Annotated in this window: 7 protein-coding genes and 1 pseudogene; 2 read left to right on the forward strand and 6 right to left on the reverse strand. The window is 50.4% G+C overall.

Features of this window, described 5'->3' with window-relative positions; translation table 11 throughout:
• Positions 1-51 precede the first annotated feature (51 nt).
• Positions 52-1,728, reverse strand: a complete 1,677-nt coding sequence (locus CGZ65_RS10660) for a formate--tetrahydrofolate ligase (protein WP_096295794.1) — start codon at positions 1,726-1,728, stop codon at positions 52-54.
• Between the two features lie 173 nt (positions 1,729-1,901).
• On the opposite strand from CGZ65_RS10660, the gene CGZ65_RS10665 reads away from it, so the two are divergent.
• Positions 1,902-2,330: an EamA family transporter gene (locus CGZ65_RS10665; protein ID WP_096295795.1), complete on the forward strand. Its 429-nt coding sequence runs from the start codon at positions 1,902-1,904 to the stop codon at positions 2,328-2,330.
• Between the two features lie 193 nt (positions 2,331-2,523).
• Here CGZ65_RS10665 and CGZ65_RS10670 read toward each other — a convergent pair.
• From CGZ65_RS10670 to CGZ65_RS10685, 4 genes and pseudogenes are all read right to left on the reverse strand, one after another.
• Positions 2,524-4,553 (reverse strand): annotated as a pseudogene (locus tag CGZ65_RS10670) (TonB-dependent receptor domain-containing protein).
• Positions 4,554-5,035: 482 nt separating this feature from the next.
• Complete coding sequence (locus CGZ65_RS10675; RefSeq protein ID WP_096295796.1) at positions 5,036-6,472, reverse strand: efflux transporter outer membrane subunit; 1,437 nt, start codon at positions 6,470-6,472, stop codon at positions 5,036-5,038.
• 60 nt (positions 6,473-6,532) lie between these two features.
• A complete protein-coding gene (locus CGZ65_RS10680; RefSeq protein ID WP_096295797.1) occupies positions 6,533-9,751 on the reverse strand; it encodes an efflux RND transporter permease subunit in 3,219 nt (1,072 codons plus the stop codon).
• A gap of 11 nt (positions 9,752-9,762) precedes the next feature.
• Positions 9,763-11,058 (reverse strand): efflux RND transporter periplasmic adaptor subunit, encoded by a 1,296-nt coding sequence (locus CGZ65_RS10685; RefSeq protein ID WP_096295798.1) that lies wholly within the window; start codon positions 11,056-11,058, stop codon positions 9,763-9,765.
• 233 nt (positions 11,059-11,291) lie between these two features.
• Here CGZ65_RS10685 and mtrR point away from each other — a divergent pair, with 233 nt between their 5' ends.
• On the forward strand, positions 11,292-11,930 hold the full coding sequence (gene mtrR, locus CGZ65_RS10690) for a multidrug efflux system transcriptional repressor MtrR (RefSeq protein ID WP_096295799.1): 639 nt from the start codon (positions 11,292-11,294) through the stop codon (positions 11,928-11,930).
• Between the two features lie 83 nt (positions 11,931-12,013).
• On the opposite strand, the gene CGZ65_RS10695 is transcribed toward mtrR, so the two are convergent.
• Positions 12,014-13,942, reverse strand: a complete 1,929-nt coding sequence (locus CGZ65_RS10695) for an O-linked N-acetylglucosamine transferase, SPINDLY family protein (protein WP_332457919.1) — start codon at positions 13,940-13,942, stop codon at positions 12,014-12,016.
• Positions 13,943-14,057: the final 115 nt, after the last annotated feature.

Below are 14,057 nucleotides of genomic sequence, written 5' to 3' on the forward strand. Positions count from 1 at the left end.
AGGCCGTCTGAAATCATACATACTTTCAGACGGCTTTTTACCTGCCTACCATCAGAACAAACCGTGAATCACGCCATTTTCATCGACATCGATTTTCTCGGCAGCCGGTACTTTCGGCAAGCCCGGCATTTTCATCATGTTCCCGCACAGGGCAACGATGAAGCCTGCACCGGCGGAAACAGTGATGCCGCGCACGCTGATAGTGAAGCCTTCGGGTTTGCCCAATAATTTGGCGTTGTCGCTCAATGAATATTGGGTTTTTGCCATGCAGATTGGTAATTTGCCCAAGCCGAGTTTTTCCAGTGAGGCGATTTCGGCGTTGGCTTCGCCGCTGAATTCAACATCGGCTGCGCCGTAGATTTTTTGCGCGATGGTGCGGATTTTGTCTTTAATCGGCAGGTCGGTTGCGTAGGCGAATTGGAAGTTGTTCGGCTGGGTTTCAATGGCGTTGACCACTTTTTGCGCCAAATCCGCGCCACCTTCGCCGCCTTTCGCCCACACTTCGGCCAACGACACTTCCACGCCCTGTTTGGCGCATTCGTCTTGAATCAGTTTTAATTCGGCATCGGTATCGGACACAAAACGGTTGATCGCCACCACCACCGGCAGGCCGAATACGTTTTTCAAGTTGCTGATGTGTTTCAATAAGTTTGGCAAGCCTTTGGCCAATGCGTCTAAGTTTTCTTCGCCCAAGTTGACGCGTTCCACACCGCCGTTGTATTTCAACGCGCGCACGGTGGCGACCACCACGGCGGCATCAGGTTGCAATTCGGCCAAGCGGCATTTGATGTCGCAGAATTTTTCCGCGCCCAAATCGGCACCGAAACCTGCTTCGGTCACGGCATAATCGCCCAAGTGTTTCGCCAAACGGGTCGCCAATACGGTGTTGCAGCCGTGGGCGATGTTGGCAAACGGGCCGCCGTGGACAAATGCAGGCGTGCCGGCGATGGTTTGTACCAAATTCGGTTTAATCGCATCTTTCAACAAGGCCGCCATCGCGCCGTGTGCCTTCAAATCTTTGGCGTAAACCGGGCTGCCGTCTTTGGTGTAGGCCACCAAAATATTGCCCAAGCGGTTTTTCAAATCGCTGATGTCTTTGGCCAGGCAGAACACGGCCATCACTTCGGAAGCAACGGTAATGTCGAAGCCGTCAGGGCGCATCACACCGTCAACGCTCTTGCCCAGACCATCGATAATGTTGCGCAGTTGGCGGTCGTTCATGTCAACCACACGGCGCCACAGCACGCGTTTCGGGTCGATGTTTAGCTCGTTGCCTTGATAAATATGGTTGTCCAACATGGCCGCCAGCAGATTGTTGGCCGCGCCGATGGCATGGAAATCGCCGGTAAAGTGCAGATTGATGTCTTCCATCGGCAACACTTGCGAATAACCGCCACCCGCCGCGCCGCCTTTCACGCCGAATACCGGGCCTAAAGACGGTTCACGCAACGCAATCACGGCCTGTTTGCCGATATAGTTCAACGCGTCGGCCAAACCGATGGTCACGGTTGTTTTACCCTCGCCGGCGGGAGTCGGGTTGATGGCGGTCACCAAAATCAGACGGCCTTGTTTTTCCGGCAACGCAAATGCTTCATCAGGATTGATCTTGGCTTTGTAATGGCCGTATGGCTCCAGCTTTTCATGGGTGATGCCAAGTTTGGCTGCAATGTCGGCAATCGGCTGCATGGCCGCGGCTTGGGCAATTTCGGCATCGGTTTTGAAACTCATGTGTTCTCCTCACAAATAGATGGAATTGGGTGTATCATGCCATTATAACGTTTTTGAGAATGAACCGCATTTTTTCAAATCAAGAAACTTTTTTTGTTTTCAGACGGCCTGAAACTGCTCATCAGGCCGTTTGAAATATCTGTTTGTTTTTATTTTAAAAAAGGGATTTTTATATGGGTGCTACTTGGTTTTATTGGGCACTGGCTTCGGCATTTTTCGCCGCACTGACCGCTATTTTTGCCAAAGCCGGTTTGCAAGGGATTGATTCGGATTTTGCCACCTTTATCCGCACGCTGGTTATCATCGCCGCGCTGGCCTTGTTTCTCACCTACACCGGCAAATGGCAAGGTGTGGAAAGCTTTACCGGGCGCAACTGGACATTCCTGATTTTCTCCGGCCTCGCCACCGGCGCATCGTGGCTGGCCTATTTCAAAGCCCTGCAAATGGGCAATGCTTCGCAAGTCGCGCCAGTGGATAAATTCAGCTTGGTATTGGTCGCGCTGATGGCGGTGGTGTTTTTGGACGAACGTCCAAGCACGCAGGAATGGGTGGGCTTGGGCTTGGTCACTGCCGGTGTGCTGACTTTGGCGATTAAGCGTTGATATTTTTAATCATTAAGGATTGATTTAGAATTTTCTACATCGTGAAACTTGGTTGATGTCCAATATGATTTTCAGACGGCCTCGTTAAGTTTAAGCACCGTTTAAAGAATTTCACTTAACAATTTATTCATCTCATAATTATTCATCTCATAAAAAAATGCCCGACATAAATCGGGCATTTTGCATACTGCTTTTAAAATGTGTAATTCATACCGATACGGTATTCGCGCCCTGTGCCTGGCAAATCGCTGCGCTGGGCGTGCGGAACGTAGTTTTTATTGGTAATGTTGTTTACGGCAAAATTCACGTTCATTTTGTCGTTGTCCAACGGTTTCCAGTTGGCAGTAATATCGGTTACGCCATAAGAAGCTTTACCTTTATCCGCTGCTTTAACCGTATTATTGCTTAGGAAGAAATTATCTTTGGCTTTGACTTTCTCAACCTGACGTCGGTGTACGGCCACTTCCAAATTCGGTTTGTTAAAACGGTAACCCAATGATGCCGTCCAAGTACGGCCGATTGCAGCGGCATATTCGCCGTTTGCGCTCAAGCCTTCGCCATAGAAACGCGGCTTGGCATGTGCTACACCCAAACGCGCGGTCAAACCTTCGTAGCGGTAAGATGCGCCCAACTCATAGCCTTTGTTTTTCACGCGGCCTGCATTAACAATTTCTGAAAAGCATTGGAGATTGGCACCGGTACACAAATGGTTGTTGCGGCCGGTAGTCGTACCCAAAGCATCTTTGATATTTTGCCAGAAGTAACTGCCTTCCAAGCCGAAGGTACTGTCGTTGTAGTTGAAACCGATTTCGGTATTGCGTGCTTGCTCGGCTTTGGTACCGTCTGCAATCGATACCACGCCGCGCGTACCGTGCGACAACAACGCATCATGCATACGCGGACTGCGGGTCGCGTAGTTGTGGCTGGCACTGAAACTCAGGTTCGGCATGGCCTGCCAAATCACGCCCACACTCGGATTGACTGCGCCGTCGCTGATTTTCTTGCCATCCATGGCTTTAAAGTTGAAATAATCATAGCGCAGACCCGCAGTCAGGGTAACGTCTTTGATATCGGCAATGGCTTCGCCGTACATACCGATATCCTGTTTCTCCTGGTTCCGTACGCCCGAGAGGAAAACCCGATTCGGCTTCACTTCCTGATTGCGGAAATTCACACCGTATTTCAATATTACCTTATCATGCACACGAGAGTCAAAATTGACGTTTGCGCCGATAGTATCGAGTTTGGTTTTGGTCGCACCAGTATTTTGTCGGCCACCCGCATAACCATTACCACTGTCATCAGCAGACCAACGGCCTTGTTCCAAACGGTAAATATTTGCGTTGGCAGATTGGGCAAAACCTAAGTTTTTACCTGTCCATTCCAAGTTGGTATGGTTAACTGTCATTTTACGCATAGCCGGTGCTTGACGATCTAAAGACAAACGACCGCCTACTGAAAATTCTTCACGAACCAATCGCTCGCCTTTATGCTGTTCGTAACGGTGATTTAAAGCAACACGGTGGTCTTCATTGATGTTCAGGCCGATTTTGCCCAAGTATCCTGTTTTGTCCAATTTGCTGTAAGGCACACGGTCTGAACCATTGTAACCGTTGGTATAACCTTTGCCACCTTTGTATTCATCTTCATTGACGCGGTTGCCGGCAATCAGGTAATCGAACACCCCCCCGCCTTGCCGAATACGGCCGCACCGTAATTATGACCGTCGTTGCTGTTGTAGCCTGCATTCAGACGTGCGCCGAAATTCGGATTACTGCTGTTTTTCAGCAAGTCTTCCGCATCTAAAGTTTTGGCAACCACCGCACCGTTGGTTTGTCCGATACCAGCCGATGCGCTGCCCGCCCCTTTTTGCACGGAGACAATTTTTACCAAAGCAGGGTCGAGCATATGGCGGCCTTGGTGGTAGAGGAACTGACTGTCGGCGTAGCCGTTGTCCACTTTCACGTCCACCGAGTTCTGCCCCATGCCGCGGATATAGAGATATTGGGAAGTACCGTTACCTGCGCCGATACTGATTGCAGGTTCATCCTTAAACAGACCGCGTAAATCAGTCTCAACACTTTCGTCTTTTTTCTTGGTGGTCACAACATTGGTTTTAACCTTCATGCCCTGACGGTCGCCTTTAACCACAACCGTATCCAAATCAACTGCATTCTGCACTTCGGTTTCAGCCGACACAGGCAACACCACCAATGCACACATCACCGCCGAAGCCAATGGTAACTTCCTAAAATCTTTCATTAATTATCTCCTTGACTAAATTCATTCTGCCAACAGGAAAGAATCTTAGCACTATTTTACCGAAATTTCCAGAAGATAATAATGATTACTAATACTTATATTTAAATTAACACCCATTAATTGATATTAGAATAATCCAACAACATCACCATCCTTAATCTAAAGAAAGTATTCACCTTCTCTACGCAAGAATTAAATAACGATTAAGATAATGATTTTTATAAACTTACTTAAAATTAAATTATCACAAAATATCCCACATCGTTAAAATTCACCGGATACGCCACAAACAATATAATATCAAATTATTGTCGTATAAAAACCACATTATCCTTGCTCAAACCGACAAAACACTTATATAAATTTATTCAAAAATTCAAATGTTTAAAGGCCGTCTGAAAACAAAATTGTTTTCAGACGGCCTTTTTTTCATGATTCGAACCTTAATTACTGGTTTCAACCGAATCGTTGGTAAAGCGTTTCAAACCGCCGCCCAATACTTTGTACAAATCCGCCAGATTTTCCAAGCGGGTCAGCTGGGTGGCCAATACTTGCGTATCGGCACCATAGCTGCTGCGCTCGGCATCAAGCAAATCTAAGGCGCTGGATACACCGTGTTTGTAGCGCAGGTTGACTAGGCGCAGGTAGTCGCCATATGAGCGGCTTTGCTTGATTAACGCGGTGTAGCGTTGGTCAAGCTGTTGGCGCGTCACCAAGGCGTTGGATACGTCTTGGAAGGCGGATTGCACAGCATTTTCATACGCGGCCACTTGGGCTTGTTGGCGTAATTTGGCTACGTCGAGATTGGCTTTGTTGGTGCCCCAGTTGAAAATCGGAATACTGATTGACGGGCCGAATGACCACATCCGGTTAGGACCTTTAAACAAGCCGTCCAATTCGGTAGAGCCGGTGCCTAACGAACCGGTCAGGCTGATGCGCGGGTAAAACGCTGCACGCGCCGCGCCGATGTTGGCGTTGGCTTGTTTCAGCGCAAATTCCGCTGCACGCACGTCAGGGCGGTTCAGCAATACTTCTGAGCTCAAACCGGCCGGCAGACGGTCAATTTTAAACTGACGGTTCAATGGCAAGCCTTTCGGCAAGTCTTCCGGCAAAGGCTGGTTAATCAATAAAGCCAAAGCGTTGCGTGCTTGTTCGCGCGCTTGTACGGCAGAAGCGTAGTCGGCTTTGGCCGATTCAATCAAGGCTTCTTGTTGGCGCAAGTCTACGGCGGAAATCACACCGGCCCGGTGGCGTAATTTCGACAAATCGTAAGTCACTTCTCGCGTTTTCAACACGCGTTGCGCCAAAGCCATGGATTCTTCGGCGTAGCGTTCGTTGAAATAGGCTTTGGCAATGCTGGAAACCAAAGTCAAATGCGTGGCATCGCGGGTGGCGGCGCTGTTGAAATAACCTTGCAAAGCGGCTTCGCTGGTGCTGCGCACACGGCCGAACAAATCGATTTCGTAAGAAGCCACGCCCAAGCCCACGGTATAGGCTTCACGGACGTATGACGAACCGGTACCGCTCATATCGCGCGCAGTACGTGAACGGGTTGCGCTGCCGCTGCCGTCAATGCTCGGCAACAAATCATTACGCGCAATCATGTATTGTTTGCGGTAGATTTCCGCATTCAAAACAGCTTGACGCAAGTCGGTGTTGCGCTCCAATGCAATTTCGATTAATCGGTGCAGGCGCGGGTCGGCGAAATAATCCTGCCAACCCAGTGAAGCGGCCTGAATACCCGGTTCGGCCGTATCGTATTTGAAGGTGTCGGCAACGGCCACAGACGGCTGCTCGTATTTGGGCATCAGCGAACACGCTGATAACAGCACCGCAGCAGCCACTGCGCTCAACACAGGTTTGATGGTTGTATTTTTCATAATAAATCCTTAAGGCCGTCTGAAAAACAAAGTCTTTTTCGGACGGCCTGTTAGCTTCGATTAGTGCTTATCAGTGTCAGATGGTGTGATTTTCTCAACTGCCACACCTGCTTCAGCAGCGTGTTGAACGGCAATTTCATGCTCGTGTGCGGTTTCTTTGAAGAATTTACGCACCACCACATAAAACAGCGGCACCAAGAATACCGACAGAATCGTACCGATCAACATACCCCAGAATACCGTCGTACCGATGGCACGTTGGCTGGCCGAGCTGGCGCCGCTGGCAATATACAGCGGAACCACACCCAGAATAAACGCAAACGAGGTCATCAAAATCGGACGGAAACGCAGGCGGGCAGCTTCCAATGCCGCGTCCAACGCGCTCTTGCCTTGAGCCTGCAAATCTTTGGCAAACTCAATAATCAAAATCGCATTTTTCGCACTCAAACCCATCACGGTTACGAAACCGACTTGGAAGTAAATGTCGTTCAGATAAGCCGGCGGCGCACCGAACAAGCCCTCAAACATATTACGGCCTGTCGCCCCCACTGCCGCACCGACCAAGCCCAAAGGCATCACCAAAATCACGGCCAACGGAATCGACCAGCTTTCATACAGTGCTGCCAACACCAAGAATACCGCTGCAATCGAGAATGCATACAGAATCATGGTTTGCGAGCCGCCTTTGGCTTCCTCGCGGGACTGACCGCCCCACTCTAAGCTGTAGCCGCCTTCCATTTCGTCCACCATCTGCTGCACGGCAGCCATGGCTTCACCCGAAGAATAGCCGGTAGCCGGTGTGCCGGTCACTTCCATGGCCGGATAGCCGTTAAAGCGCACGCTTTGTTCCATACCGTTTTGCCAAGAAACCGTGGCAATACTGGAAAGCGGAACCGCCACACCGGAATTGTTCACTACGGTCATGTTCAGAATATCGGCAGGTTGCATACGGGCAGGGGCATCAGCCTGAACCATCACACGTTGCAGACGGCCTTTATTCGGGAAATCGTTGACATAAGACGAACCCAAAGCATTAGACAACAGGCTTTGAATGCTGGCAAAGCTGATACCTTGCGCTGCCGCTGCTTGGCGGTTGATGTCGATTTTCAGCTGCGGCGCATCTTCCAAACCATTCGAACGGACGGTGCTGGCATCAAAAATCGGGCTTTGACGCATTTTTTGCAGCAATTCATTACGCTTGGCCAACAATGCTTCGTGGCCCGAGCTGTTGCGGTCTTGCAGGTAAATGGTCAGGCCCGAGCCGGTACCCAACTCCATAATGGCCGGCGGCACAATCGCCAAACCAAAACCGTCTTTAATCGTACCCATCATTGCACCGGTCATTTTGCCGGCCACAGCCGCCGCGCCACTACCCGGCTCGGTACGTTCCGCCCAATCCTTCAGAATAATGAAGCCCATCGCCATGTTTTGGCCCGAACCCGAGAAACTGAAACCCGATACAGCAATCACATCACGCACTTCAGGCATGGATTTGGCCAGTTGGTTCACATACGCCAACGTGGCATCGGTACGCTCTTTAGTCGCACCGGCAGGTAATTGCACGTTCAACATAATCGTGCCCTGGTCTTCAGACGGCAGGAACGAAGTCGGCAGACGCGCAAAGAAGAACACACCCACTGCAGCCAGCAAGACATAAATCACCATCATGCGGCCTGCTTTATTCAATACCTTACCCACCACACCGGTATAACGGTGCGTACCGGCATCAAACTTGCGGTTAAACCACCCGAAGAAGCCTTTTTTCTCTTCGTGATGGCCTTTCGGAATCGGTTTCAGCATGGTGGCACACAAGGCCGGTGTCAGCGTCAGCGCCAAGAAAGCCGAGAATGCAATTGCCGCCGCCATGGTAATGGCAAATTGACGGTAAATATTACCGGTCGCACCGCTGAACATCGCCAACGGAACAAATACCGAAATCAATACCGCAGTAATACCGATTACCGCACCGGTAATCTGACCCATTGCTTTTTTGGTAGCCTGTTTCGGCGGCAAGCCTTCCGTCGCCATAATACGCTCGACGTTTTCCACCACCACAATCGCATCATCGACCACAATACCGATGACCAATACCATCGCAAACATGGTCAATACGTTAATCGACATGCCCATGTAGGAAATAAAGGCAAACGCACCCAACAACGAAATCGGCACCACAATGGTCGGAATCAGCGTATAGCGGATGTTTTGCAGGAACAAATACATCACCAAAAACACCAGCACAATCGCTTCAAGCAAGGTGTGAATCACTTTTTCAATCGATAATTCAACGAAAGTCGAAGTATCGTAAGGTGCTTTCCAGCTCATGCCTTCCGGGAAGAAGCGTTGCAGTGTCTCCATGCGCGCCTTCACCGCTGTCGCCGTAGCCATCGCGTTACCGCTATTGGACAGCATTACCGCCATACCGGTGGTTGGTTGGCCGTTCAGGCGTGCAGAGGTCGAATAATCCTGCATACCCAAAGTTACTTTGGCCACGTCTTTCAGATACACGTTGGCACCGCTGGTATCCGAACGCAAAATAATATTGCCGAACTCTTCAGCCGTACTCAATTGCCCTTGTGCGGTTATGGTTGCGGCCATGGTTTGGCCTTGTGCAGCAGGCAGTGCGCCAATCGAACCGGCAGAAATTTGAATATTCTGCGCTTGCAATGCGCTGGAAATATCGGCAAACGATAAGTTATAGTTTTGCAGCCTGCCCGGATCCACCCAGATACGCATCGCACGTTGCGCGCCGAACAAACGCACTTGGCCGACACCGTCGATACGTTGCAACTCAGGCACGATGTTGCGCTGCGCATAGTCGTTCATCTCTTCGACAGACTGTACTTCAGACGACAGCATCACCACCATCAGGAAGTTGGATTGCGCTTTCGATACCGTTACACCGTATTGCTGCACGGTCGAAGGCAGCATTGACAACACTTCCGACAATTTGTTCTGCACATCAACTTGCGCCAAATCCTCGTCGGTTTCCGGCGTAAAGGTCAAACTCACCGAACCCGTACCACTCGAGTCGGCGGAAGTCGTCATGTAATCCAGCCCTTCGACGCCATACATATTACGTTCAATCACGGCCAATACGCTGTCTTCCATTACCTGTGCCGAGGCACCCGGATAGGTAGCGGTCATGGTAATGGTCGGCGCGGCCACGGAAGGATATTGCGAAATCGGCAGGTTTTGAATGCCGAGAATACCCGCTGCGATGATAAAAATCGCAATCACCCATGCAAAAATGGGGCGGTCAATAAAAAACTTAGACATTTAGTGCATCCTTACTTCTTAGCTTCGGAAGCAGCAGCGGTTTCTTGCGGTTGCGCTGCCGGTGCTGGTGCAGAAGCGGCTTGCGGCTCTGAAGTCCCAGCTTGTGAAGCCTGCTGCGCTTGACCGGCTTCGGCAGGCGGCGTCCATTCTTTCGGCGTTACTTTTTTCGCACCGGTCATACCGGCAATCATGGTACCGTCGACAATCACTTTGTCGCCTTCTTTCAAGCCTTCGGTAATGATCCAATATGCACCCTGCTGTTGCGCTACAGTCACCACGCGCGGCTCCATACCGCCTTGGGCATTCACAATCATTACAGTGTCTTTATCGCCACGGGTCACCGCTTGTTGCGGCACCACAAAGGCATTGGCCACATCAGCCTGATTCATCAACACGCGCACATACAGACCCGGCAGCAAAATATTGTCTTCATTCGGAATCGCCGCACGCAAAGTCACTTGGCCGGTAGACTCATTCACAGTCGGATCGGCAAACAACAAACGGCCGGTTTGGTTGTACATGGTACCGTTTTCAAATTTAATGCCAACTTGGATGCCGCCGTTGACAGTTTGTAATTTACCTTCGGCAATATCTTGACGCAGCTTCATGATATCGGTGGCCGATTGGGTCACATTCACATACATCGGGTTAGTTTGCTGAATCGTGGCCAATACAGTGGTATCGCCTGCACTCACCAACGTACCCTCGGAAACATTAGACTGGCCGATAAAACCTGAAATCGGTGCGGTAATGCGGCTGCGGCGAACATTAATACCGGCTGATTTAATCGATGCTTGTGCCGCTTTCACGTTGGCTTCGGCCGAACGCTTGGCCGTAACAGCCGCATCATACTCTTGGCGGCTGATGGCATCCGCTTCAACCAACGGTTTGTAACGTGCCAAATCGGCATTGGCTTTGGCCAACGCTGCTTGAGCAGTGGCCAATTGCGCGCGTGCGCTTTCCAAGTTGGCTTCGTAAGTGGCGCTGTCGATTTGATACAACGGTTGGCCGGCGCGTACATAGCTGCCCTCTTGGAACAAACGTTTCTCAATAATACCGCCCACTTGCGCGCGTACTTGCGCGGTGCGGAGGGATTCTAAGCGGCCCGGCAATTCCGTGGTCAGGGAAACTGTTTGCGGGTACACCGTCACCACACCCACTTCAGGCGCACGGGCTTCTTGTTGGGCTTGGGCATTTTGACCGGCTTGTTTTTGCGCATCACCGCCTTTTCCGCAGGCCGACAAAGCCAAGGCGGTTGCAGCGGCAATTGCTGCCACACGCAGCATTTGAGAAGCATGAAGATTCATTACTTTTCCTATCGTCTTGATTGTTCCTGTAAATTTATTACACACAACCTATAAACACTAACTGCCTGCTTACACGTTTGAACCGGTAAGGCAGGCAAGAGAACATCAATTTTTTAACTAAAACATTGATTATATAAGCTGTGTTACGGGCGTCATTATACATACATTATTGCATGTTATGAAATTATTTTTTATAATACACGGAATTTTTTACATAAAGATTTGAACACAAAATGAGAAAAACCAAAATCGAGGCCTTGAAGACCAAAGAATATTTAATGTTGGCCGCTTTGGAGACGTTTTACAAAAAAGGGGTGGCCCGCACTTCACTCAACGAAATCGCCCAAACCGCCGGTGTGACCCGTGGTGCTTTATATTGGCATTTTAAAAACAAAGAAGATTTGTTCGACGGCTTATTCCAACGCATTTCAGACGACATTGAAAATTGTTTGGTACAGGATTTGGAAAGCACCAACAAAGACAGCTGGCTCAATTTCCGCCTGTCCTTGATGAAATTTTTCGAGCGTTTGGAAAACAACAGCCTGCATAATAAGTTTTACAATATTCTGTTTCTCAAATGCGAACACACCGAGCAAAACGAAGCCATCATTTCGCTGGTGGCCAAATACCAAACCTTATGGAACCACAAGCTCAATATGGTTTTGGCCGAATGCGTTGAGCAGCACGCTTTAGATGAAAATCTGGATATCGAATTTGCTACGGTGTTCGTCAAATGCAGCATCGACGGCCTGATTCAGCAATGGCTGTCCGCGCCGCATAATTTCGAGCTGCACCTTGTCGCCCCGCGCATGCTTGATATCCTTTTAGATAACTTGCAAAACCATCCTTCACTGCGCAAGAAAACAGTTTGATTTTTCCTTTACGCTTCACAACAAAACTCCGTTGAAACACATCAAAGGCCGTCTGAAAGTTTCAGACGGCCTCTTCTTATCTACTATCTATTTTCACACGCATCCTGCCATATTGTTTTTACCGTATCGCACCAATCGCGGGCAAAGGTTTCCGCCTCATACAGCGGACTTGCCAACACCTGCGCACGCAAGTTTTGGCGCAAGGTATCGAGTTCGGCCCAACGCGCCGAATCCGCCCAGTAAAACGCTTTCATCAAATACTCATCAAGGCGCGAACACACCCAATCCGGCAAACCCGCCGCCGACAAAAGCTGCTGCCCTTGGCGCGACAACATCCCTTCCAAAGCCAAGGTTAACGTCGGCACACCCATCCACAGTGCATCCACCGTGGTCGTGCCGCCCGGAAACGGAAAACTGTCCAACACCATATCCACTTCATGATGCGCGGCCAAATAATCTTCGTAGCCACTCATGCCGTGAAAATGCAATACGCCGTCTGAAAAACCCAAATCAAGTAATTTTTGCTTGAACGCAACTTGCTCATCACTGCCTTCGGTTAAGCGTGCCGTCTGAAAACGCCAATGCGCGCTTGGGTATTTTTTCGCCAACACCGCCCATGTTTTCAACACGTTATCATTCAGCTTGGTCAGATTTTGGAAGCAGCCAAACGTGATGTAGCCGTTGCTCAGGGCGGGCAATTCGTTCACCGCAATATCCAATTCGGGCACGCGCATATTCAAACGCGTGTGCGGCAGGCGGTACACTTTTTCGCGGTAGAGCTTTTCTTCGCCTTCCGGCACACAATACCCATCGGCAATCAGTGCCTGCATGGTCGGCAAGCCCGTGGTGGCGAAATAGCCCAACCAAGCGGCCTGCACCGGCGCGGCTTGCGCAGCAAACACGCCCATGCGGTGGCCGGCGGTGTGGCCGTTTAAATCAATCAAAATATCAATGCCGTCTGAAGCGATTTGTGCCATCACCTGCTCATCCGACCAATCGTCAATCTTGTGCCAAGCCTGAAAAGCCGGACGGATGGTTTCGCTCAAAGCGTCAAAAACCGGCGAATTGGCATAGGCCGTCCAATCAAACTGCTTGGCCGCTTCAGAACACAACAACCCCTGCGCAAACATGCCCACCGGATGATGGCGCAAATCCGACGACACCAGCCCGATGTGCAGCCTGTCTTTCGGCCGAATTTCATACACGCGCACATTGTCCGCCTGCGCCGCATACAAATCGCCCAAGCGGAAACCCTCCGCCGCACCCTGTTCGGCCTGCCCCAAAATATACAGGCGGTTCAAGGCCAAATCGCTTTGTGCCTCAATGCTGTCCGGCCGCAACGCCACCGCCCGCGCCAAAGCTTCGCACGCTTCTTCATATTTCTGCTGAAAATGGCGCATTTTCGCCAAACCGTACCAAGCATCGTAATTCTGCCCGTCCAGCGCCAAGGCTTTCAGGTAACTTGCCTCCGCCGGCGCATAACGTTTCAGACGGCGTCTCGCCCACGCATTGCTCAACCAAATATCCGCACGCTCCGGCTGCTGCGCCAACAAGGCCGTCTGAAACGTATCGGCCTCGGCAAAATTCTGCGCATTAAACGCCAACATCGCCGCATATTCCAAACCATTCGCATCATTCGGTTTCAACGCCAAAAGCGCCTTCGCCGCCTGCAAACCCTCCGCATTGCGTCCCGCATCATTGAGCGCCAACATCAAATTCCAATGCGCCTCGGCATGATCCGGCTTCAATTTCAAGGCCTTGCGCAAGTATTGCTCCGCCAAATCCCATTTTTTCAGACGGCGGCAGGCATTGCCCAAATTATTTAACACCGAATGGCTTTTCTTCGCTTCCGGAATCTTCTGCCACATCGCCACCGCTTCTTCTTCGCGGTTGGACTGCGCCAAAATCACCCCCGCCATATTCAACACGGCATCCTGCTGCGGATAAAACTTCAACAACCCCCGAGCCTTCTCCAAGGCCGCCTGAAAATCCTGCCGCTGATACGCCGCCAAAACTTCATTAAACCCGCCTTCAAATCCGGCTTGGCTGATTGTTTGATTGATTTGTTTTTCATGTCGCCCCGTTGTGATGAATATGCCGAAGCATTATTTTAAAGGAAAAGGCCGC

The organism is Neisseria weixii, from assembly GCF_002327085.1.
In the GTDB taxonomy this organism is placed as follows: domain Bacteria; phylum Pseudomonadota; class Gammaproteobacteria; order Burkholderiales; family Neisseriaceae; genus Neisseria; species Neisseria weixii.

What these genes read in the sequence shown, in the direction of transcription:
- CGZ65_RS10665 (WP_096295795.1), top strand. Translation starts at nt 1,902, where the DNA reads ATGGGTGCTACTTGGTTTTATTGGGCACTGGCTTCGGCATTTTTCGCC.
- CGZ65_RS10685 (WP_096295798.1), bottom strand. Translation starts at nt 11,058, where the DNA reads ATGAATCTTCATGCTTCTCAAATGCTGCGTGTGGCAGCAATTGCCGCT.
- CGZ65_RS10660 (WP_096295794.1), bottom strand. Translation starts at nt 1,728, where the DNA reads ATGAGTTTCAAAACCGATGCCGAAATTGCCCAAGCCGCGGCCATGCAG.
- CGZ65_RS10675 (WP_096295796.1), bottom strand. Translation starts at nt 6,472, where the DNA reads ATGAAAAATACAACCATCAAACCTGTGTTGAGCGCAGTGGCTGCTGCG.
- mtrR (WP_096295799.1), top strand. Translation starts at nt 11,292, where the DNA reads ATGAGAAAAACCAAAATCGAGGCCTTGAAGACCAAAGAATATTTAATG.
- CGZ65_RS10680 (WP_096295797.1), bottom strand. Translation starts at nt 9,751, where the DNA reads ATGTCTAAGTTTTTTATTGACCGCCCCATTTTTGCATGGGTGATTGCG.